Annotated in this window: 22 protein-coding genes; 14 read left to right on the forward strand and 8 right to left on the reverse strand. The window is 69.0% G+C overall.

Annotated elements, in window-relative coordinates; all coding sequences use genetic code 11:
• Positions 1-88 precede the first annotated feature (88 nt).
• The 9 genes from pdxS (at position 89) to PROPJV5_RS11345 (ending at position 8,068) form a co-directional block, all read left to right on the forward strand.
• Positions 89-928, forward strand: a complete 840-nt coding sequence (gene pdxS, locus PROPJV5_RS11305; protein WP_239018493.1) for a pyridoxal 5'-phosphate synthase lyase subunit PdxS — start codon at positions 89-91, stop codon at positions 926-928.
• Positions 925-1,533, forward strand: coding sequence for a pyridoxal 5'-phosphate synthase glutaminase subunit PdxT (gene pdxT, locus PROPJV5_RS11310; RefSeq protein WP_239018489.1), 609 nt, complete (start codon positions 925-927; stop codon positions 1,531-1,533). The genes pdxS and pdxT overlap by 4 nt, the downstream gene beginning before the upstream one ends.
• Positions 1,534-1,734: 201 nt before the next feature.
• Positions 1,735-2,439: a helix-turn-helix transcriptional regulator gene (locus tag PROPJV5_RS11315; RefSeq protein ID WP_119716467.1), complete on the forward strand. Its 705-nt coding sequence runs from the start codon at positions 1,735-1,737 to the stop codon at positions 2,437-2,439.
• On the forward strand, positions 2,436-3,878 hold the full coding sequence (sufB, locus tag PROPJV5_RS11320; RefSeq protein ID WP_119716468.1) for a Fe-S cluster assembly protein SufB: 1,443 nt from the start codon (positions 2,436-2,438) through the stop codon (positions 3,876-3,878). The genes PROPJV5_RS11315 and sufB overlap by 4 nt, the downstream gene beginning before the upstream one ends.
• A gap of 26 nt (positions 3,879-3,904) precedes the next feature.
• Positions 3,905-5,098, forward strand: a complete 1,194-nt coding sequence (gene sufD / locus PROPJV5_RS11325; protein ID WP_239018490.1) for a Fe-S cluster assembly protein SufD — start codon at positions 3,905-3,907, stop codon at positions 5,096-5,098.
• 109 nt (positions 5,099-5,207) lie between these two features.
• Positions 5,208-5,957, forward strand: coding sequence for a Fe-S cluster assembly ATPase SufC (gene sufC, locus PROPJV5_RS11330; protein ID WP_119716470.1), 750 nt, complete (start codon positions 5,208-5,210; stop codon positions 5,955-5,957).
• Positions 5,947-7,200: an aminotransferase class V-fold PLP-dependent enzyme gene (locus PROPJV5_RS11335; protein ID WP_119716471.1), complete on the forward strand. Its 1,254-nt coding sequence runs from the start codon at positions 5,947-5,949 to the stop codon at positions 7,198-7,200. Before sufC ends, PROPJV5_RS11335 begins: the two co-directional genes overlap by 11 nt.
• The gene (gene sufU, locus PROPJV5_RS11340; RefSeq protein ID WP_119716472.1) at positions 7,200-7,661 is read left to right on the forward strand and encodes a Fe-S cluster assembly sulfur transfer protein SufU; all 462 of its coding nucleotides are present in this window, start codon (positions 7,200-7,202) and stop codon (positions 7,659-7,661) included. The genes PROPJV5_RS11335 and sufU overlap by 1 nt, the downstream gene beginning before the upstream one ends.
• 26 nt (positions 7,662-7,687) lie before the next feature.
• Complete coding sequence (locus tag PROPJV5_RS11345) at positions 7,688-8,068, forward strand: metal-sulfur cluster assembly factor (protein ID WP_119716494.1); 381 nt, start codon at positions 7,688-7,690, stop codon at positions 8,066-8,068.
• Between the two features lie 88 nt (positions 8,069-8,156).
• Here PROPJV5_RS11345 and PROPJV5_RS12595 read toward each other — a convergent pair whose 3' ends face one another.
• On the reverse strand, positions 8,157-8,324 hold the full coding sequence (locus PROPJV5_RS12595) for a hypothetical protein (protein ID WP_182858701.1): 168 nt from the start codon (positions 8,322-8,324) through the stop codon (positions 8,157-8,159).
• A 318-nt stretch (positions 8,325-8,642) separates the two neighbouring features.
• Between PROPJV5_RS12595 and PROPJV5_RS11355 the strand changes: the two genes are divergently transcribed.
• Entirely contained in the window at positions 8,643-10,241 is a 1,599-nt protein-coding gene (locus PROPJV5_RS11355) for an ABC-F family ATP-binding cassette domain-containing protein (RefSeq protein WP_119716474.1), read from the forward strand.
• Between the two features lie 57 nt (positions 10,242-10,298).
• On the opposite strand, the gene PROPJV5_RS11360 is transcribed toward PROPJV5_RS11355, so the two are convergent.
• The 3 genes from PROPJV5_RS11360 to PROPJV5_RS11370 all read right to left on the reverse strand — a co-directional run bounded on the left by PROPJV5_RS11360 (position 10,299) and on the right by PROPJV5_RS11370 (position 12,766).
• Complete coding sequence (locus PROPJV5_RS11360; protein ID WP_119716475.1) at positions 10,299-10,979, reverse strand: CE1759 family FMN reductase; 681 nt, start codon at positions 10,977-10,979, stop codon at positions 10,299-10,301.
• Positions 10,980-11,165: 186 nt separating this feature from the next.
• Positions 11,166-12,026, reverse strand: a complete 861-nt coding sequence (locus PROPJV5_RS11365; RefSeq protein WP_182858702.1) for a putative RNA methyltransferase — start codon at positions 12,024-12,026, stop codon at positions 11,166-11,168.
• On the reverse strand, positions 12,023-12,766 hold the full coding sequence (locus tag PROPJV5_RS11370; RefSeq protein ID WP_119716477.1) for an SDR family oxidoreductase: 744 nt from the start codon (positions 12,764-12,766) through the stop codon (positions 12,023-12,025). The genes PROPJV5_RS11365 and PROPJV5_RS11370 overlap by 4 nt, the downstream gene beginning before the upstream one ends.
• A gap of 66 nt (positions 12,767-12,832) precedes the next feature.
• Between PROPJV5_RS11370 and fabG the strand changes: the two genes are divergently transcribed.
• Entirely contained in the window at positions 12,833-13,552 is a 720-nt protein-coding gene (gene fabG / locus PROPJV5_RS11375) for a 3-oxoacyl-ACP reductase FabG (protein ID WP_119716478.1), read from the forward strand.
• 30 nt (positions 13,553-13,582) lie between these two features.
• The gene (gene fabI, locus PROPJV5_RS11380; RefSeq protein WP_119716479.1) at positions 13,583-14,356 is read left to right on the forward strand and encodes an enoyl-ACP reductase FabI; all 774 of its coding nucleotides are present in this window, start codon (positions 13,583-13,585) and stop codon (positions 14,354-14,356) included.
• Positions 14,357-14,687: 331 nt separating this feature from the next.
• Here the strand turns inward: fabI and PROPJV5_RS11385 are convergent, their stop codons facing one another.
• Positions 14,688-15,440 carry a hypothetical protein gene (locus PROPJV5_RS11385; protein ID WP_119716480.1) on the reverse strand — a complete coding sequence of 251 codons (753 nt, stop codon included), beginning with the start codon at positions 15,438-15,440 and terminating at the stop codon, positions 14,688-14,690.
• Between the two features lie 116 nt (positions 15,441-15,556).
• Between PROPJV5_RS11385 and PROPJV5_RS11390 the strand changes: the two genes are divergently transcribed.
• Positions 15,557-16,351 carry an ABC transporter ATP-binding protein gene (locus PROPJV5_RS11390; RefSeq protein ID WP_119716481.1) on the forward strand — a complete coding sequence of 265 codons (795 nt, stop codon included), beginning with the start codon at positions 15,557-15,559 and terminating at the stop codon, positions 16,349-16,351.
• Between the two features lie 105 nt (positions 16,352-16,456).
• Here the strand turns inward: PROPJV5_RS11390 and PROPJV5_RS11395 are convergent, their stop codons facing one another.
• Positions 16,457-17,503, reverse strand: coding sequence for a bile acid:sodium symporter family protein (locus tag PROPJV5_RS11395; RefSeq protein ID WP_119716482.1), 1,047 nt, complete (start codon positions 17,501-17,503; stop codon positions 16,457-16,459).
• 71 nt (positions 17,504-17,574) lie between these two features.
• Between PROPJV5_RS11395 and PROPJV5_RS11400 the strand changes: the two genes are divergently transcribed.
• The gene (locus PROPJV5_RS11400) at positions 17,575-18,390 is read left to right on the forward strand and encodes a TrmH family RNA methyltransferase (protein ID WP_119716483.1); all 816 of its coding nucleotides are present in this window, start codon (positions 17,575-17,577) and stop codon (positions 18,388-18,390) included.
• Between the two features lie 104 nt (positions 18,391-18,494).
• Here the strand turns inward: PROPJV5_RS11400 and PROPJV5_RS11405 are convergent, their stop codons facing one another.
• Together PROPJV5_RS11405 and PROPJV5_RS11410 are read right to left on the reverse strand one after the other, a co-directional pair.
• Entirely contained in the window at positions 18,495-19,286 is a 792-nt protein-coding gene (locus PROPJV5_RS11405; protein WP_119716484.1) for a potassium channel family protein, read from the reverse strand.
• 269 nt (positions 19,287-19,555) lie between these two features.
• The gene (locus PROPJV5_RS11410) at positions 19,556-20,092 is read right to left on the reverse strand and encodes a hypothetical protein (protein ID WP_119716485.1); all 537 of its coding nucleotides are present in this window, start codon (positions 20,090-20,092) and stop codon (positions 19,556-19,558) included.
• Between the last annotated feature and the right edge of the window lie 185 nt (positions 20,093-20,277).

Below are 20,277 nucleotides of genomic sequence, written 5' to 3' on the forward strand. Positions count from 1 at the left end.
GTCTGAAATGGCCTCCATGACGACGCAGAACACGACACCGGCAACGACCCGTACCGCCACCACCCGAGTCAAGAGGGGACTGGCCGACATGCTGAAGGGCGGCGTCATCATGGACGTCGTCACCCCGGAACAGGCCCGGATAGCCGAGGACGCCGGCGCCAGCGCCGTCATGGCCCTCGAGCGCGTACCCGCAGACATCCGGGCCCAGGGCGGCGTGGCCCGCATGAGCGACCCGGGCCTCATCGAGGGGATCATCGATGCGGTCTCGATCCCCGTCATGGCCAAGGCGCGCATCGGTCACTTCGTCGAGGCCCAGGTGCTGCAGGCCCTCAAGGTGGACTACATTGACGAGTCCGAGGTGCTCTCGCCGGCCGACTACGCGCACCACATCAACAAATGGGATTTCGACGTCCCCTTCGTCTGCGGCGCCACGAACCTGGGTGAGGCCCTGCGGCGCATCACCGAGGGCGCCGCCATGATCCGGTCCAAGGGAGAGGCGGGTACCGGCGACGTCTCCGAGGCGGTCAGGCATCTGCGCACCATCCGCGATGAGATCGCCCGGTTGCGCGGCCTCGATCCCGATGAGCTGTACGTCGCGGCCAAGGAACTGCAGGCCCCCTATGACCTGGTCCGGGAGGTCGCCGAGACCGGCGAACTGCCCGTCGTTCTCTTCGTCGCCGGCGGCGTGGCCACCCCGGCCGATGCGGCGCTGGTCATGCAGATGGGCGCCCAGGGCGTCTTCGTCGGTTCGGGCATCTTCAAGTCCGGCAACCCGGCGGCCCGGGCGGCCGCCATCGTCAAGGCCACGACCATGTACGACCGTCCCGAGATCATCGCCGAGGTGTCTCGTGACCTCGGAGAGGCCATGGTCGGCATCAACGTCGCCGACGTACCCGCCCCGCACCGTCTCGCCGAGCGCGGCTGGTGAGCACGTCGCCACGGGCCCCGCTGATCGGCGTCCTGGCGCTCCAGGGCGGCGTGGACGAGCACCTCGATGCCCTGGCGGCCAGTGGCGCCCGGACTCGCACCGTCCGCCTGCCGGTCGAACTGGACGGCCTGGACGCCATCGTGATCCCCGGTGGGGAGTCTTCCGTACTCGACCGTCTGATGCGCGCCTTCGGTCTCGACGGACCGCTTGGCGAGGTCATCGCCGACGGGCTGCCGGTGCTGGCCACCTGCGCCGGGATGGTCGCGTGCGCCCGCGAGCTGTACGACGCAGCGCCCGGACAGCAGTGTCTGGGCGTCCTCGACATCGGTGTGCACCGCAATGCCTTCGGTTCCCAACTCGACTCCTTCGAGACGCGTCTTGACGTCGACGGTGTCGGCGCGGACATCGAGGCCGTTTTCATCCGGGCGCCCGCCGTGACCCGGGTCGGTGGTCGAGTTCGTGTCATCGCGACCGTGGGGGACCGGGTCGTCGGCGTGCGTCAGGGCGCGATCACCGCCCTGTCCTTCCACCCCGAGCTCACCAGTGACCGACGGGTGCATCGCGCTCTCGTCGAGCAGGCCCGGGCCCGCCGGAACCGGCCCTGACCGGGTGTTCGCGCCGTCCTTGTGCCCCAGGCCCCGGGATCATGCCCACCGCTTGGCCGTGGCGCCGCGCGAGGTGGCCGCAGGGATCACCCGAATTGAGGCAAGGCTTACCAAAATGAGTGGTAAAACCCCTAGCTGCTGTCGTGATTCGCTGTGGACGATGGGGTTTGACAGTGCCCCGATTTAGGAAACAATGGGGTTATGAAATCGGTGACGGAATTCGAGGACGAGCCCGAACGGGGCGAGTACTCCACCCGTCACCAGGTGCTGCACGAACTCCTCGTCAACGGGTCCGCGACGACCGCTGAACTGGCCGACCGCCTTGGCGTCACCCCGACGGCCATCCGTCGTCACCTGGGCATCCTCGAGGCATCGGGTCAGGTCGTCGAGAAGGAGCGCTATGTCCGCGGCCGGCGCGGCAGGGGCCGCCCCGCCAAGGCGTACGCCCTCACCGACCGTGGCCGCTCATCCTTCTTCCAGGACTACGACACTCTCGCCCTGCAGGCGCTCGGCGCTCTGGTCGAGGCGGCCGGCCCAGAGGCCATCGTCACGGTGGGGGAGCGTCGTTACGGCGAGGTCGAGGCCCGCTATCACCAGCTCCGCGCAGAGGCCCCGGACGCCGATCCGGTCGAGGCGCTGGCCATCGTCCTGCGTGAGGAGGGATACGCGGCTCACGTCAGCGAGGTGCCAGGCGGCCACCAGTTGTGCCAGTATCACTGTCCGGTCGCCCATGTCGCGGCCGAGTACCCGCAGCTGTGCGAGGCCGAGACGAGCATGTTCGCCAGGCTCTTCGACACCCCGGTGCAGCGGATCGCCACCATCGCCCACGGCGATGGCGTGTGCACCACCAACATCCCGTTGGGCACCCCCAACGGTCCCCACAAGCGAGAGGCAACACGCGCATGACGCAGGTTGATACGAGGCTCGAGAGCAGACTCGCCGAGCGCGACGAGCTGGTCGAGGACCTGACCACCTACAAGTACGGCTGGCACGACGCAGACGACTACTCGGCCGCCTTCCAGCGGGGCCTCTCCGAGGATGTCGTGCGCAGCATCTCCGGGCTCAAGAACGAGCCGGCGTGGATGCTGGAGCGGCGGCTGAAGGGCTTGGAGCAGTTCGAACGCAAGCCCCTGCCCACCTGGGGCTGCGACCTGTCGAAACTGCGTTTCGACGACATCAAGTACTTCGTCCGTGCCCAGGACAAGCCGGCCAGTGACTGGAATGACCTGCCCGAGGACATCAAGAACACCTACGACAGGCTGGGCATCCCCGAGGCCGAGAAGGCGCGTCTGGTCGACGGTGTCGCCGCCCAGTACGAGTCGGAGGTGGTCTACCACAAGATCAACGAGGAACTCGGCCGCCAGGGCGTCATCTTCACCGACACCGACACCGGGCTGAAGGAGTACCCCGAACTCTTCAAGGAGTACTTCGGCACGGTCATCCCCGCCGGCGACAACAAGTTCGCGGCGCTGAACACGGCGGTGTGGAGCGGGGGCACGTTCATCTACGTGCCCAAGGGGGTGCACTGCACCATCCCGTTGCAGGCCTACTTCCGGATGAACACGGAGAACCTCGGTCAGTTCGAGCGGACCCTCATCATCGTCGACGACGACGCCTATGTGCACTACGTCGAGGGCTGCACCGCCCCCATCTACAAGACGGACTCGCTGCACGCCGCCATCGTCGAGATCATCGTCGGCAAGAACGCGCGCTGCCGCTACACGACCATCCAGAACTGGTCGAACAACGTCTACAACCTGGTGACCCAGCGGGCCACCGTCGCCGAGGGCGGCACCATGGAGTGGATCGACGGCAACATCGGGTCCAAGGCGAACATGAAGTACCCCGCCTGCCTGCTCATGGGGCCCCACGCCAAGGGCGAGGCGCTGTCGATCGCCTTCGCCGGCGAGGGCCAGCACCAGGACACCGGCGCCAAGATGGTGCACACCGCGCCCCACACGTCGAGCACGATCGTCTCGAAGTCGATCAGCCGCAACGGCGGACGCACCGGCTACCGGGGCCTGGTCGCGGTGGCCGAGGGGTCCCACCATGCGATGTCCTCGGTCAAGTGCGATGCCCTGCTCGTCGACAACGTCTCACGCTCCGACACCTACCCCTACGTGGACGTGCGGACCGACGACGTGCAGATGGAGCACGAGGCCACCATCTCCAAGATCTCCGAGGACCAGCTGTTCTACCTGATGCAGCGCGGTCTCAACGAGGACGAGGCGCGTGCCATGATTGTGCGCGGCTTCGTCGAGCCCATCGCTCGCGAGCTGCCCATGGAGTACGCACTCGAACTCAACCGCCTCATCGAGCTTCAGATGGAAGGCGCGGTGGGCTGATGTCGCAGAGGAATGGAGCTGTTGCCGTGGCCGAACCGATGAGCCCTGGCGCCGAGGCGGTGGGCAACGCCATCGAGACCGTTGCCTCGCATCTGCACCCGAGGGTCTCGTGGAACCTCGATGACCATCCCGTACCCACCGGCCGCGAGGAGGTCTGGCGGTTCACCCCGGTCGACGCGGTGAAGGGGCTCCTCACCAGTGGTCCCACCGGCATCGAACTCGACTGCGAGCTCAGGCTGCCCGCCGGCGTGACCGCCGGGTTCATCGAGGGCGACGCCGTGCGCGCGGCAGCCGTCGAGCCCCCGGCCGACCGCACCTCGGCCGTCGCCGCCGCCAACACGGACCGGGCGCGCCTCGTGCAGGTGCCCGCCGGTCTCGAACTGGACGAGCCCATCGAGCTCAACTTCACCGGCACCGGCGTCGACGGCTTCGCCTACGGGCAGACGATCATCGAGGTCGGCGCCCATGCCACGGCCCAGATCCTGCTGCGCTACGAGGGTTCGGCCCAGGTCGCGGACAAGATCGACGTGCGGGTCGGTGAGGGGGCCCGCCTCGACCTGGTGACCCTGCAGGACTGGGCGCCGGACGCCGTGCACGTCGGACAGTCCTCCCTGCTCGTCGGGCATGACGCCACGGTCCGCACCGTGCAGGCCTCGCTCGGCGGGGCGGTCACCAGGATGCTCGAGCGCGCCAGCTACGAGTCCTCGGGCGGTGAGCTCGAGCAGTTCGGCCTCTACTTCGTCGATTCGGGCCGCCACGTCGAGCACCGTCTGTTCGTCGACCACAACCAGCCGCTGAGCCGCTCGAACATCGACTACCGCGGGGCCCTGCAGGACAAGGGCTCACTCGGCGTGTGGGTGGGTGACGTGCTCATCCGCAAGGAGGCCGAGGGCATCAGCACGTACGAGGCCAACAAGAACCTGCTGCTCACCGAGGGCGCCCGGGCCGAGTCGATTCCGAACCTCGAGATCGCCACCGGTGACATCGAGGGCGCGGGCCACTCGTCCACCACCGGTCGATTCGACGACGAGCAGCTGTTCTACCTGCGCAGCCGGGGCATACCCGAGGACGAGGCCCGGCGCCTGGTCGTCCAGGGCTTCTTCGTGGAGATCGTCCGCCGGATCGGCATCCCCGAGGTCGCCGAGCGACTCATCGCCGTCGTCGAGCGCCAGCTGGACGCCATCGCCCCGGACTGGGGCGCCCAGGAGCCGGCCTCGTGAACCCGACACGTCTCATACCGCACATTCCCACACCCATGTACCCAGTTCGCGCCGAGGACGCCCCGGTTCTCGTCGGCATCGAACGCCCCGTGAAGGAGAACTGAAGAAGATGGCTGAACTCGTCATCAAGGATCTGCATGTCGATGTCGACACCGAGAATGGCCCCAAGGAGATCCTCAAGGGTGTCGACCTGACCGTCAGGGACGGTGAGGTGCACGCCATCATGGGCCCCAACGGCTCCGGCAAGTCGACCCTGGCCTACGCCATCGCCGGCCACCCGAAGTACACCATCACCCAGGGGTCGGTGACGCTCGACGGCGTCGAGCTGTCCGATCTGCCCGTCGACGAGCGCGCCCGCGCCGGCCTGTTCCTCGGCATGCAGTACCCGGTCGAGGTTCCCGGCGTCTCGATGGCCAATTTCCTGCGCACCGCCAAGACGGCTCTTTCCGGTGAGGCCCCCAAGGTCAGGACCTGGCCCAAACAGGTCAACGAGGCCCTGACCGTCATGGACCTGACCAGCGACTTCTCCGAACGCTCCGTCAACGAGGGTTTCTCCGGCGGCGAGAAGAAGCGCGGCGAGATCGCCCAGCTCGAACTGCTCGATCCGCGGGCCGCCATTCTCGACGAGATCGACTCCGGTCTCGACATCGACGCCCTGCGGGTCGTCTCGGCCGGCATCGAACGGTTCGCCAAGAAACCCGACAAGCTGGTGCTGCTCATCACGCACTACACGCGCATCCTGCGCTACGTGCACCCCGACCGCGTCCACGTCTTCGTGGACGGTCGGGTCAAGGTCTCCGGCGGCCCCGAGCTCGCCGACAACCTCGAGGAGCGGGGCTACGAGCAGTATGCGAAGTGACGTCGACGTCGAGGCGATCCGCCGCGACTTCCCGATCCTGGGACGGCAGGTGGGGCCCTACCCCCTCACCTACCTGGACAGTGCGAACACCTCCCAGAAGCCCCTCAGCGTCATCGAGGCGCTGACCAGCCACTACCGTGAGCACAACGCCAATGTCGCCCGCGCCATGCACGTGCTCGGCGCCGAGTCGACGGCGGGTTATGAGGGTGCTCGCGCGAAGGTCGCCGGCTTCATCGGGGCGAAGGACCCCGCGGAGGTCGTCTTCACCAAGAACGCCTCGGAAGCTCTCAACCTGGTGGCGAACACTCTCGGGAACCGGCTGGGGCCCGGTGACGAGGTCGTCATCTCGGTGATGGAGCACCACTCGAACCTCATCCCGTGGCAGATGGTGTGCGAACGCACCGGGGCCACGTTGCGCTGGTTCGACATCACCGACGAGGGCCGTCTCGACCTCGAGGCGGCCGAACGGGACGGGCTCATCAACGAGCGCACCAGGATCGTCTCGCTGGCCTGGGTCTCCAACGTGCTGGGCACCGTCAACCCCATCGCGCGCATCGCCGAGCAGGCCCACGCCGTCGGCGCGGTCATGGTGGCCGACGGCTCCCAGGGGGTGCCCCAGCTGCCCACGGACGTGTCCGAACTCGGCGTCGACCTGCTGGCCTTCACCGGCCACAAGATGCTGGGACCGACCGGCGTGGGGGTGCTGTGGGGCAGGCGCGCCCTGCTCGACGAGTTGCCGCCCTTCCTGGGCGGCGGCGAGATGATCGGCGTCGTCACCATGGAGGGCGCCACCTGGGCCGACGTGCCGCACAAGTTCGAGGCCGGCACCCCACCGATCGCCCAGGCCGTCGGTCTCGGCGCCGCCGTGGACTACCTCGCGAACGTCGGCATGGAACAGGTCGCCGCCCACGAGCACGAGATCACCGAGTACGCGCTGGCCCGGCTCGGCGAGATCCCCGCCGTGCACGTCATGGGGCCGACCACGGCCGTCGAGCGTGGGGGAGCGATCAGCTTCACCGTCGACGACGTGCACCCGCACGACCTCATGCAACTGCTCGACTCACGGGGCGTCGCGGTGCGCGGCGGACACCACTGCGCCGAACCACTGCACCGGCGCCTCGGTGTGCAGAGTTCGGCTCGGGCATCCGGGTATCTTTACACGACGAAGGCCGAGATCGACGCCCTCTGCGAGGCCGTCGTCTGGGCCCACGATTTCTTCACCGGGAAGCTGAGAGGCCGCTGATGAACGTCGAGGAGATGTACCAGGACATCATTCTGGACCACTACCGCGAGAAGCACCACAGCGGGCTGCGCACCCCCTTCGGCGCCGAGGTGCACCACGTGAATCCGAGCTGCGGCGACGAACTGACGCTGCGCGTGGCGATCGACGGTGACCGGATCGGGGATGTGAGCTACGCCGGTGAGGGGTGCTCCATCTCCCAGGCCTCCAGTTCGGTCATGACCGATCTGGTCATCGGTCACACCGTCGAGGAAGCAATGGACGTCTTCTCGGTGTTCAAGCAGATGATGGAGAGCCAGGGCCGGATCGAGCCCGACGAGGACGTCCTGGAGGACGCGATCGCGTTCGCCGGCGTCTCACAGTTCCCGGCACGCGTCAAGTGCGCCATGCTGAGCTGGATGGCTCTGCGCGATGCGCTCGCCCGTGCCGGCGCGAACATCAGCGACGAGAAGGAGACAGAATGACTGAGCAGCAGTCACTCAACGGCGGTATGACGCCCGGGCAGCGCCCGTCCGACTTGGTGCGCGACAGGCTGCCCGACGCCCCGACCGGCGTCACCGAGCCCCCGACCCAGGATCAGGTCCTCGAGGCCCTCAAGGAGGTCATCGACCCCGAGCTCATGGTCAACGTCGTTGATCTGGGACTCGTGTACGGCGTCGAGATCGACGAAGAGGCCAATGTCGTCGTCGACATGACATTGACGAGCCCGGCCTGCCCGCTCACGGACCAGCTCGAATGGGGTGCCCAGTCGGCTCTCGACGGGCTCGTGAACTCGGTGACGATCAACTGGGTCTGGCTGCCGCCGTGGACCCTGGACCGCATCACCGACGACGGACGGGAGCAGTTGCGGTACATCGGCTTCAACGTCTGAATCGGCACAGGGCACGTGATGGGGGTTGCCGTGCACCGGGCACGCAGCCCCCATCACGTGCCTGCCCCGACCCGGGCGGGTTCGGGGGTCACTCGTTGTGAATCCGTTCGGGGCCGAAGGAACCGGCCCAGCCCATCAGGACGGCTGAGACGAACCAGCAGACGTTCTCGATGACGCCCAGCCAGGTGCCGACGAAGACCTGGATGAGCGCGTTGATCGCCATGACGACCACGACGATGAGAACGAAACGCGCCACGAGGGCACGCCGGCTTGGGCGCGATGCACGTGAGGCATCTGACATCTGGTTCGCTTTCGTCGTCCTGTGCTGCCTATGGGGGTGGCGGGGGTACATGGCGCCTGCTCCCGGGTACCTCGCACGATCGGGGGGCGTTTGCGACGATGACGCGACACGCAGGTGTCTTCATTGTGCGACGGAACGTCCCCTGTGACCAAATCGAAAGAACCTTTTTCAACCATTTTGTTGTCCCCATGACGCGGACGGGCGACTTTTGTGCGGGGCCGGCGCGTGCGGGAGAATGGACGACGGTCCATCGTCGAGGAGTGCAGGAGCACAGTGTTACAAGCCAATGACCTGGAGGTACGTGTCGGCGCCCGCCTGCTGCTGGCTCCCGTGAGCTTCCAGGTGGCCGACGGTGACAAGATCGGGGTCGTCGGCCGCAACGGTGCCGGCAAGACGACGACGATGCGGATCCTGGCCGGTGAGAGTCTTCCATCGGGGGGCGTGGTCAGGCGCTCGGGCCGGATCGGATACCTGCCGCAGGACCCCCGGGAATCGGACCTTTCGATCACGGCTCGGTCGCGCATCATCTCGGCCCGCAACATCGAGTCCCTGATGACCAGGATGAGCCGGGCCACCGATGACATCTCCCGCACCAGCGGAGCTGAACGCGAGAAGGCGCTCGCCGCCTACGACCGAGCCGAGGCCGCCTTCGTCGCTGCCGGCGGCTACGGCGCCGAGGCCGAGGCCGCGCGCATCGCGTCCAACCTGGGTCTGCCCGACCGGGTCCTCGCCCAGCCGCTGCACGAACTGTCGGGCGGCCAGCGACGCCGCGTGGAGCTTGCCCGCATCCTGTTCAGCAATGCCGACACCCTGCTGCTCGACGAGCCGACGAACCACCTCGACACCGACTCGATCACCTGGCTCCGTGATTTCCTGGCGTCCTACGCCGGCGGTGTCATGATGATCAGCCACTCCACCGAGTTGCTGGACGAGACGGTCACCAAGGTCTTCCACCTCGATGCGAACCGGGCCACGCTCGATGTCTACTCGATGGGGTGGAAGCTCTACCTGGCCCAGCGCCAGGCCGATGAGAAGCGCCGCCGCCGGGAGAGGCTGAACGCCGAACGCAAGGCCGCTCAACTGCTGGCCCAGTCCGAGCGGCTGCACGCCAAGGCGACCAAGGCGACCGCCGCTCAGAACATGGCCCGCCGCGCCGAGAGACTGCTGGCCGGCACCGAGACCGAACGGACCCAGGACCGGGTTGCGGCGATCTCCTTCCCCGATCCGGCTCCCTGCGGCAGGACACCGCTCATGGCCGAGGGACTGTCGAAGGCCTACGGCTCGCTGGAGGTCTTCACCGACGTCGACCTCGCCATCGACAAGGGCTCCCGGGTCGTGGTGCTGGGGCTGAACGGTGCCGGCAAGACGACCCTGCTGCGCCTGCTGTACGGCGCCGAGAAGCCCGACACCGGCGAGGTGCTGCCCGGTCACGGCCTCAAGCTCGGCTACTTCGCCCAGGAGCACGACATGCTCGACATGGACGCCACCGTGCTCGAGAACATGCAGGCCGCCGCACCCCAGCTGAACGAGACCGATGCCCGTGCGGTACTCGGCGCTTTCCTCTTCACCGGGGATGACGACCACAAACCGGCGCGAGTGCTGTCGGGCGGCGAGAAGACCCGGCTGGCGTTGGCCACGCTCGTCGTCAGCGCGGCCAATGTGCTGCTGCTCGACGAGCCGACGAACAACCTCGACCCGGCGAGCCGCGAGCAGGTGCTGGGCGCGATCCGCGCCTACAAGGGCGCGATGGTGCTCGTCACTCACGACGAGGGCGCCGTCCAGGCCCTCAGCCCGGACCGTGTCCTGCTGCTGCCCGACGGGGACGAGGACCTGTGGAACGAGGACTACGCCGAGCTCGTCGCGCTGGCCTGAGGCGCCGTGAGGCGGCCGGCGGCCGCCGGACGGGCGCGATGAGCGGCCCGGACGGGGTCAGGGCCACCCGAGCGTGCGGACCACCTCGTCGAAGGTGTTGTCGGTGCGTTCGCTGCGGTTCAGGTGGAGTTCGGCCTGGGCCTGATCCATCTCGATGGCCATGGCGGCGGGGTCATCGGCGGCGGCCGCCGGCAGGGGATTCCTCGTCGTGGCGTTGAGGCGGACGAAGGCGGCGAGCTCATCGGCCGCCCGATCGATGTGGGCGCGCACGTTCTCCATGTCCCCGCCCAGCTCGCTGGTCGTCAGGTAGACGCCGGTCGGTGTGGTCATGGTGCGCAGATAGCTGAACAGCGGACGCATGGCGTGCTCGATGACGAGCGAATGACGTTCGGAGCTCCCGGTGGCGCCGAGCAGCACCGGCTTGTGGACCAGGTCGGTCGGCGGCAGCAGGTCGATGAAGGACTTGAACAGGCCCGAGTACGAACCCTGGAAGGTGGGGGAGACGGCGATGAGGGCGTCGGCGTCCTTCACCGAGGCGATCACCTCTGCCAGATTCGGATGGGTGAAACCGCCCAGGAGCGCGTCGGTGATGGCCTGCGCGTAGTCGCGCACCTCGATGCTGGTCACGGTGAGCGGCCCGGGAAGCCGCACGCACACCGCCTCGGTCAACTCGTCAGCCAGCATTCGCGTCGTCGACGGTGCGCGCATGCCGGCACTGACCACGGTCAGGGTCGTCATGGTGATCTCCGTTCTCACCCCGGATCGTAAGGCCTCCAGACGGCCGACGACCACGCCGAAATGGATATGTGCCGGACGAGGACATGATCGTGACACCCGACTTCCGGCGTCACCCCTAGCCGGAGGGCGCCATCACGGTGTTAAGCCGCTCGCGAGTTTCCCGGGCGGGGCCGAGGCGGCCCCGGCTCACCGGGCCGTTCGCGTCCAGACGCTCACGAGAACGCTCACGGTGATGGTGCCGGGCCCGTTCGGCCCGGCGTGCTCGTGGAAGGCGTTCGGTCCCATGGCCACCAGGTCGCGCAGCTGATCCAGGGTGCATGCGGCCTCGAACTCGACGAGGCGCCGGCCGGCCAGTTCGAGACCGGCCCCGCCCATCTGCTCTGCGAGCCGCTCGGTCTTGTCACCGGCCACGTCGAGCAGCCCGAGCATCGCTCGCAGGCCGGCCAGGTGGGCGGTTTGCGGGGTGGCGACCACGACGCGTCCCGCGGGCGACAGGACGCGGGCGAATTCCTCGGCGTTGCGTGGGGCGAAGACGCACAGCAGCGCGTCGACGCAGCCAGAGCACACCGGCAGCCCCGCCCAGGTGTCGGCCACGACCGATGCGAGGCCGCGGGCGGCGGCCCGCCGGAGCGCGGGCACCGAGACGTCCATGCCCAGCGCCGTGGCCCCGGGGTTGGCGGCTGCGGCACCGGCCAGGTACCAGCCGGTGCCGCAGCCGGCCTCGGCGAGGCGTGACGGCGTCCCGCAGGCTTCGACGACCGCGGTGCGCAGTGGCTCGTAGACGCCCGAGGCGAGGAAGCGGTCGCGGGCGTCGAGCATGCGTGGGGTGTCCGCGTTGCGCGGCTGGCCCGTCCCGGAAAGGTTCACGTATCCCTGCCGTGCGACGTCGAAGACGTGCCCGTGCGGGCAGTGCAGGGTTCGCCCGGACATGGCCAGTGGCACGTCCCGGGTGCCCCGGCGGGCGCACACCGGGCAGGCCAGCAGCGGGCAGGCCCGCCCCAGGGCGTCCAGGCGCTGCGCGATCGGGACGGGGCCCTGCCCGATCACAGCCCGCGGAGCATCCCGCCGTCGACGGGCAGGAGGCATCCGGTGAGGTAGCTCGCCGCGTCGGAGAGCATGAAGGCGGCCACGGCGCCGAACTCCTCGGGCGTGCCCAGGCGCTCCATCGGGATGCCGGCGCGTCGGGCGTCCTCGGCGGTCGGTTCATGCCCCAGCAGGTCGACCATGCGCTGCGTCGCGATGTTGCCCGGCAGCAGACCGAAGGTGCGGCCGCCGTCTCGGGCGATCTCGTCCCCCAGCTGCTTGACGAGCATCGCCAGGCCGGGGCGCAGGCCGTTGCTCGGCGCCATGTCGGCCAGCGGCATCCTGGCCGAGACCGACAGGACGAAACCGAGGCGGGCGGCCGGGTTCGCGCCCAGCACGGCGCGCGCGGTGCGGAGCGCGGCGAGGAAGACGGAGTCGAAGGCGCCGAGCCACTGCTCGTCTGTGGTGCCGGTGACGGTGCCCTTCGGTGGGCCGCCCACCGAGACCATCGCGCCATCGAGGCGTCCCCACGTGGCCAGCGCCAGGTCGACGGCCTCTGGCGCCGTGCCGGGCAGTGACAGGTCCGCCGCCAGGGCCGTGGCGTTGTCGCCGAGCTCGGCGACGGCGGCGTCGAGGGCCTCCCGGCGGCGGGCCACGAGCACTGCGCGGGCCCCCTCGGCGACCAGCGCCCGGGCACTTGCCAGTCCCAGACCACTGCCGGCGGCCGTGACGATGAACACCCTGTCGTGCAATCCGAGATCCATGTCCTCATCCTGCCGCACTGTGTGCATCGCCACACGCAGGGGCACGAGAACCGGTAGCGTGGCCGGGTGAGCAATGAGCAGAACGGGCGCGTAGCCCTCGTCACCGGAACAAGCCGCGGTATCGGCGCGGCCATCGCCGCCCATCTCCTCGAGGCGGGCTACCGCGTCGCGGGGACCAGCCGCACGGGCACCGCCCCAGAGGGCGTGCTGGGCATCGCCTGCGACATCACCGACCCGGAGCAGGTCGACGCCGCCTACCAGCGGATCGAGGCCGAACTCGGCCCCGTCGAGGTCCTCGTCGCCAACGCCGGGGTCACCCGCGACGGCCTCATGGCCATGATGAAGGACGAGGCCTGGCAGGAGGTCATCGACACGAACCTGTCGGGCACCTTCCGCACCGTGCGCCGCGCCGTGCGTCCCATGACGCGCGCCCGCTTCGGCCGCATCGTGCTCATCAGCTCGGTGTCCGCCTACGTCGGCACGCCGGGCCAGGTGAACTATGCGGCCAGCAAGGCGGGGCTCATCGGCATGGCCCGCTCGGTCGCCGGCGAGCTCGGCAGCCGCAACATCACCTGCAACGTCGTGGCGCCCGGTTTCGTCCGCACCGACATGACCGAGGAGCTGTCCGACGACGTCAAGGCCGACTACCTCAAACGCATCCCGCTGCGTCGTGCCGCCGAGGTCGACGACATCGCCGCCGCGGTGCGTTTCCTGTGCTCCGACGAGGCCGGCTACATCACCGGCGTCGTGCTGCCCGTCGACGGCGGCATCGGCATGGGGCGCTAACCTTCGACGGGAACGAAAGGACAAGGACACATGGGCATTCTCGAGGGCAAGAAGATCCTCATCACGGGCATCACGATGGACACCTCCATCGCCTACAAGGCGGCCGAGGTCGCCCAGCGCGAGGGCGCCGACATCATCGTCACCGGTTTCGGCCGGGCGCTCAGCCTGTGCAGGCGCGTCTGCGCCAAGCTCGACCCGGCGCCGCCGGTCATCGAGCTGGACGCCACCAGCGCCGAGAGCCTGGCGGCACTGCCCGGCACGCTGGCCGAGAACGGCTTCGACCACGTCGACGGCGTGCTGCACTCCATCGCCTTCGCCAACCCCGAGACGGCGCTGGGCGGCAACTTCCTGTCCACCGGGTGGGACGACGTGGCCACCGCACTGCACACCTCGACCTACTCCTACCCGGCCCTCGCCGTGGCGCTGAAGGACATGATGGGCCCCGGCTCCTCGGTCGTCGGCCTCACCTTCGACGCCACGATCAGCTGGCCGTCCTACGACTGGATGGGCGTCGCCAAGGCCGGCCTGGAGTCCGCGAACCGCTACCTGGCCCGCTACCTCGGCCCGGACGGCATCCGCGCCAATCTGGTCTCGGCCGGGCCGATCGACTCGCTGGCGAAGAAGGCCATCCCCGGCTCGGCCTCGCTCAACGACGTCTGGGACGAACGCGCCCCCCTCGGCTGGGACGCCAAGGACGCCACCCCGGTGGGCACCGTGATCTGCGCCCTGTTCAGTGACCTGTTCGCCGCGACCACCGGCGAGATCATCCACGTCGACGGCGGTCTGTTCTCGACCGGCGCCTGATCCCTGGAACACTGCGACGAAGGGCCCGGTCCCTCGGGGCGGGGCCCTTCGCCATGTTCACGTCCGGGCCCGGCAGCGGCAGGCGCCCTCCCATCCTCTCGTTCCGGCACGGTGTGGGACCGGTACAGCGCCACATGGGTCCGGCCGGAGGACCGGTCACGGGTCTGCGGGCGCCTCGTCGGGTTCCTCGGAGCGGCCGCGGCCTGCTCACCGGCCCGCCGCACGGGCGGGACGGGGTGTCCGGTCAACGCTGAAGGATTGCGGGACGGGCGGCCGCTTCTGGCCGGGGGATACCCAGAGGAGGGGCGTGGCATAGGGGCCGACGTGCCGGTCAGGCGCGGGCCGGGCTCATGTCGGGCCAGCTCGCGGCGGCGCTGATGGCCTCGCAGCACAGGGCGTCGAGGCGGCGCAGGTGCGTGAAGCGGATCTGCTGGGCGTGCGAGTGCAGCAGCGCGTCACCGGCGTCCAGCCCGGCCGCGCAGGCCTCGCGCCAGAGCATCGCCTTGTCGAGCAGCTGCTGGTTGCGGGCCGGGTAGGCCTGCCCGAGGACGACCGACGCCGCGTCCGCCGGCCTGCTGCCGGCCACCACGTCGAGCGAGGCCAGTTCGCGAGCCGACTCGAGGATCTGCTCGTTGAGTGCCGTCGCCGCCTCACTCGGAGTGGGAGGGGGCAGGGGGCGCTCGGCGCGGGCCAGCTGCCACTGCATCGCCGGGCCGACCGGGTGGGGGAACCAGACCGCCCCGCCGTCGTGACGGATGACCGCGGCCCCGCAGGCCAGGGCCTGCTCGTTCACCGCGGCCGGCCCGCGCAGGCCCCCGAGATCTCCCGGCCGGGCCAGCACCAGCATCCACAGCGCGCCCCGCATCCGGTCTGAGATCCTGGCCAGGGCAAGCCGCACCGGAACGGCGCCGTCGGTGTCCAGGCCCAGTACGGATTCCGGATCGGCGACGTGGTGGGGACGGTCCGGCTCACCGGCCTCGGTCATGCGCAGCACATGCTCGGCCTGCGGCGCATCGAGAGCGCCGACGCCCATGGCGTTGAGCAGGCTCACGAGCCGCAGGCACTCGATGACGGAGTCGGACACGGCGACAAGGTTAACGGCGGTCCCGGCCACGGCTAAGTGGTTGCGTTGCAGGCGAACGCGGGAATCCCCGGCCGATCCGGGCAACGCGGCGCCGGGCGGGATTGTAAGGTCTAACCATGGTTTCGGTGGCAGAGCTTGCAGGGGTCAGCGTTCGGCGTGGTGAGAAGCTTCTGCTCGACGACGTGAACCTGAGCATCGACGAGGGCCAGCGCTGGGTCGTGATCGGGCCGAACGGAGCGGGCAAGACCACGCTGCTGTCGATCCTGGCGACCACCCTGTACCCCACCAAGGGCGTCGTCGGAATCCTCGGGGAGGTGCTCGGAGCGGTCAACGTCTTCGAACTGCGGCCCCGCATCGGCCTGACGAGCGCCTCGATGGCCCACCGCATCCCCTACCGCGAGAAGGTGGGCGACGTCGTCGTCTCGGCCAGCTACGCCATCAACGGGCGCTGGCACGAGCACTACGACGAGATGGACTTCGAACGGGCCGGCCGGCTCATGGACTACTTCGGGGTGGCCCATCTCGCCGACCGCACCTATGGCACGCTGAGCGAGGGCGAGCGCAAACGCGTCGAGATCGCCCGCGCCATGATGACCGACCCGGAGCTGCTGCTGCTCGACGAGCCGGGCGCCGGCCTCGACCTCGGCGGGCGCGAACGTCTGGTGTCCACGCTCAACCAGCTGTGCGCCAGCCCCTACGCCCCGACGACCGTCCTCGTCACCCACCATGTCGAGGAGATCCCGGCCGGCATCACCCACGCCCTGCTGCTGTCCGACGGCCGGGCCGCGGCATCCGGCCCGGTCGGCGAGGTACTCACCGACGAGAACATGTCCGCCGTCTACGGCATGCCGCTGCACATCGAGCAGGCCGCCGACGGGCGCTGGACCGCCAAGGCCGCCGTCACCGGCTGAGGCAAGGGCCACGATCCAAGGCGGCGCGGCCCCTGCGTTGTGCACAGCCTGCGGTTTCTGTGTGTCTTTCCACGACGAACGCAGGGCGAAGTCGTGCAGGCAGGGTCAGGTCGAGGGTTTCTCGGTGACGCTCAGCCGCCCGGCCCGCTCGTGCCAGGCGGGGGACTTGGTGCGGTAGCGCCCGGCGATGACGCCGCAGGCGATCAACTGCGCCATGTGGAAGATCATCAGCGGCAGGACGAGCAGCGGCACCTGGGCGGCGCTGAACAGCACCGAGGCCATCGGGGCGCCGGTCGCCAGCGACTTCTTCGTGCCGCAGAACTGGATGGCGATCTGGTCGCGGCGCCCGAAACCGAGCCGGCCGGGCAGCCACCACGTGATGGTCAGCATGACCGCGAGCACGACGAGCAGCACCGGCAGCAGCCGGACGATGTCGAACGCGCCGACCGTGTGCCAGACGCCCTCGTTGATGCCGTCGCTGAAGGCGCTGTAGACGACGCAGACGATGCTGAACTGGTCGACGAGCTTCAGTCGCGGGTGCGATGTGACGAAACCGGCCGTCCAGCGCCGGGTGAGCTGGCCCAGCACGAACGGCAGCAGCAGCTGCACGCACAGGTCGAGGATCGAGCTGGGTTCGATGACCAGCCCCCCGGTGCTCATGACGACCATGGCCAGCAGCGGCGTGAAGAAGACGCCCAGGATGTTCGACAGCGAGGCCGAGACGATCGCCCCGGCCACGTTGCCGCCGGCGATCGAGGTGAAGTTGATGGAGCTCTGCACCGTGGACGGCAGGATCGACAGCCACAGCACACCCAGGTACAGCTCGGGGCTCAGGTAGTGCCCCGACAGCGGGCGCAGGGCGAGCGCGATGAGCGGGAAGACGACGTAGGTGAAGACCAGGATCGTCACGTGCAGGCGCCAGTGGGTCAGGCCGGCCAATGCCTCCCGGGGGGCCAGCCGCACGCCGTACAGGTAGAACAGGATGAAGATCAGCACCTTGACGGCCCAGTCAAGCACGTGATTCGCCTCACCGGTCGCCGGCAACAGGGTGGCGACGACGGCGGAGACGACGATGGCCGTCACGAACCAGTCGACGCGGATCCGCCGGTACCAGGGCCTGTGCTCGTGCGGTGGGGTCTGCGACGTAGTCACGCGGTCAGTCTAGGATCGAGCGGGCCGGGTGACAGCCGGTGCCCACCGCCGGCAGCAACTACTCTTGCGCCGTGGCAACCCTCATCCCGGTCACCGACCCCGAAGACGAGCGCCTGGGCGACTACGTGCGGCTGCGCGACGTCTCACTGCGCCGATCGCTCGAGGCCGCCCACGGCCTGTTCATCGCCGAGGGCGAGAAGGTCATCCGGCGGGCCTGCGAGGCTGGTTACGAGCCGCGCTCCTTCCTGCTGGCCGAACGCTGGATCGCCGGGCTGAGCGAGGTCCTCGACCGGTTCGACGTGCCCGTCTACGTGGTCGACGAGGCGCTTGCCGAACAGGTCACCGGCTTTCACGTGCACCGCGGTGCCCTCGCCTCGATGAAACGCACCACCCGGTGGACCATGAGCGACCTGCTGGGGGCCCGGCGGCTCGTCGTGGCCGAGGACATCGTCGACCACACGAACGTCGGCGCGATCATCCGGTGCGCCGCCGCTCTCGGCTGGGACGGCGTGCTGCTCGCCCCGCGGGCCGCCGACCCGCTCTACCGCAGGGCCATCAAGACGAGCATGGGTGCGGTCTTCTTCCTGCCCTGGGCGCGCATGGACGACTGGGCAGGGGGCCTCGACGTGCTCAAGCGGGCCGGCTTCACCGTGGCGGCGATGGCCCTGCGCGACGACGCCGTGACGCTCGACTCGTTCGCCGCAGAACTGGCCGGCGAGTCCCGCAAGGTGGCCCTCCTCATGGGCACCGAGGGCAGCGGGCTCAGCTCGCGGTGGCTGCGCCAGGCCGACGTCGCCGTGCGGATCCCGATGGCCCGCGGCATCGACTCCCTCAACGTGGCCGCTGCGGCCGCGGTCGCCTGCTACACGCTGCGACCCGGGGAATGAGCCGATCACTGCCGCCCTCACCGCCCGTCGTCAGTCCCCGTACGGGGGAGAGAGGGCTGTGCCACTGTGGCCCGAACGGTGACGGCGAATGGGACAACTCGCTCTCAATCGGCGGTTCGGCTTCCGGGACCGCCTCTGGCATCCTGCCCGGTGACCGGCCGCTCCGAGACCAGCGTCCCGATCTGCTCGGTGAGCTCGGCGACCTGCCGCTGCAGATTGGTCACCTGCGCCCGGGTGGCCGCCTCCTCCTCGGCGCTCTCCACGGCCATCGTGCTGACGATCCACGACGCGAGGGTCGCGGTGATGACGCCGATGAGCGTGATGCCGCCGATCATGAGCAGCGCCGCGACCGTGCGCCCGATCGCGGTGACGGGGGCCAGATCGCCGTAGCCGACGGTCGTGATGGTCACGAGCGCCCACCACAACGCGTCGGGGAAGGTCGTGATCGAGGTGCCGGGGGTGTTCCGCTCGGCCTCCAGGACGGCCAGCGAGGCCACGAAGGTGATGAGTGCCGCCCCGCCGGCCGCGTAGATCATGATGCGGCCCCGCAGGGCGAGACCCGCGTTGCGCTGCAGCACCCTCACGAGCGCCACGACGCGCAGCAGGCGCAGTGGTCTCAGCAGGGGGAGCGCGACGGCCGCGAGGTCGAACAGGTGCTGTAGGAACCAGCGCCCCCGCGCCGGTGCGAGGGCGAGGCGGACGAGGTAGTCGACGATGAAGACCACCCAGACGGCGTTCATCACGACCTCGGTGACCGTGCGCGCCGTGCTCCGCAGATCGGCGATGACCTGCCATGCGTAGGCGGCGAGGAAGACCAGGGCGGCGACGATCAGCGGCCACTCGGTGACCCGCTCCCAGGTGAGCAGCCGGTCAGCGCGGACATCACTCCTTGCCATGACTGGATCATAAGTGTCCGGGGGCGGCACTGTCGCCGGTAGCGCTCATCCAGATCAGGCGACTCGCCGTGACGGGGATCGGTGATCAGCCCGGTGGCCCGGTGTGCCGCAAGGCCTCGTGGAGGCGCCGACGGTGGCCGGCCGATGACTGGCCCGGCCGGCCACCGTCAGAAGGGGAGGCCCTCCCCGTGCGGAAACAACTGAAGAGAGGAGGTGAAGGAATCACGGGGAGGGCCGGTACTGGGTGCGGGCGTCAGCCCGCCGCTGTGTCAGCTGTGGAAGATGACGTTCTTGTAGGTGAAGTCCGGGGCCACCTCCAAGACCAGGTCGGCCGGGTCGTTGACGCCGAAGGCGATCTGGAACTGCACCTCACGGCCCGGCAGGAGCGAGGTGGACGGGCTGTCGCCGAGCTGCCCGGAGTCGTACACCTGGCTGGCCTCCTGGTTCCCTGACTGGAGCGTCGCGTAGAACAGGCTCGGGTCCCAGTTCTCGCTCGTGCCGTTGACGATGCGCACGGTGAACACGACGAAATCGCTGTAGCCATCGGAGCCGATCGCGTACTCGCCGGGGGTGAAGGGCTCGGGTGCGCTCACCTCGATCGCCAGTCCGTCGTCCCAGGTGTATGCGGTGCCGAAGGTGGCGTCGGTGCCCTGCGTCGTGCCAGAGGAGTCCTGGGCGGGTTCGCTCGCCGATCCCGCGTTGACTCCGGCCGGTGCGCTGTCCGAGTGGCTGGCCTGCACTGTGCTGCACGCCGTCATGGTCAACGCGGCGAGACAGAGGCCGAGCCCTGCGATCTTCTTCATCATGGTGACTCCTTGATCGGAACAGATGTGGTGCCGGTCATGAGCTCACCGGCGGTGTGACTCAACTGTCGACCAGACCGTTGACAGCCACAACATGAGTGACTGATAAGGCCCCTTATCGGTCATTCAATGAAAAAGTGAAACAGTGCGATCTAGGCTTGGGGCACCGCGAACACAGGAGCACGGAG

It is taken from the genome of Propionibacterium ruminifibrarum, from assembly GCF_900289195.1.
Taxonomy (GTDB): Bacteria; Actinomycetota; Actinomycetes; order Propionibacteriales; family Propionibacteriaceae; genus Propionibacterium; species Propionibacterium ruminifibrarum.

Bases quoted from the DNA above. Each gene is read 5' to 3' on its own strand.
- PROPJV5_RS11405 (WP_119716484.1), bottom strand. From the start codon at position 19,286: ATGGCAAGGAGTGATGTCCGCGCTGACCGGCTGCTCACCTGGGAGCGG.
- PROPJV5_RS11370 (WP_119716477.1), bottom strand. From the start codon at position 12,766: ATGGATCTCGGATTGCACGACAGGGTGTTCATCGTCACGGCCGCCGGC.
- sufB (WP_119716468.1), top strand. From the start codon at position 2,436: ATGACGCAGGTTGATACGAGGCTCGAGAGCAGACTCGCCGAGCGCGAC.
- PROPJV5_RS11335 (WP_119716471.1), top strand. From the start codon at position 5,947: ATGCGAAGTGACGTCGACGTCGAGGCGATCCGCCGCGACTTCCCGATC.
- sufU (WP_119716472.1), top strand. From the start codon at position 7,200: ATGAACGTCGAGGAGATGTACCAGGACATCATTCTGGACCACTACCGC.
- sufC (WP_119716470.1), top strand. From the start codon at position 5,208: ATGGCTGAACTCGTCATCAAGGATCTGCATGTCGATGTCGACACCGAG.
- pdxS (WP_239018493.1), top strand. From the start codon at position 89: ATGCTGAAGGGCGGCGTCATCATGGACGTCGTCACCCCGGAACAGGCC.
- PROPJV5_RS11345 (WP_119716494.1), top strand. From the start codon at position 7,688: ATGACGCCCGGGCAGCGCCCGTCCGACTTGGTGCGCGACAGGCTGCCC.
- PROPJV5_RS11390 (WP_119716481.1), top strand. From the start codon at position 15,557: ATGGTTTCGGTGGCAGAGCTTGCAGGGGTCAGCGTTCGGCGTGGTGAG.
- PROPJV5_RS11410 (WP_119716485.1), bottom strand. From the start codon at position 20,092: ATGATGAAGAAGATCGCAGGGCTCGGCCTCTGTCTCGCCGCGTTGACC.
- PROPJV5_RS11315 (WP_119716467.1), top strand. From the start codon at position 1,735: ATGAAATCGGTGACGGAATTCGAGGACGAGCCCGAACGGGGCGAGTAC.
- fabI (WP_119716479.1), top strand. From the start codon at position 13,583: ATGGGCATTCTCGAGGGCAAGAAGATCCTCATCACGGGCATCACGATG.
- PROPJV5_RS11360 (WP_119716475.1), bottom strand. From the start codon at position 10,979: ATGACGACCCTGACCGTGGTCAGTGCCGGCATGCGCGCACCGTCGACG.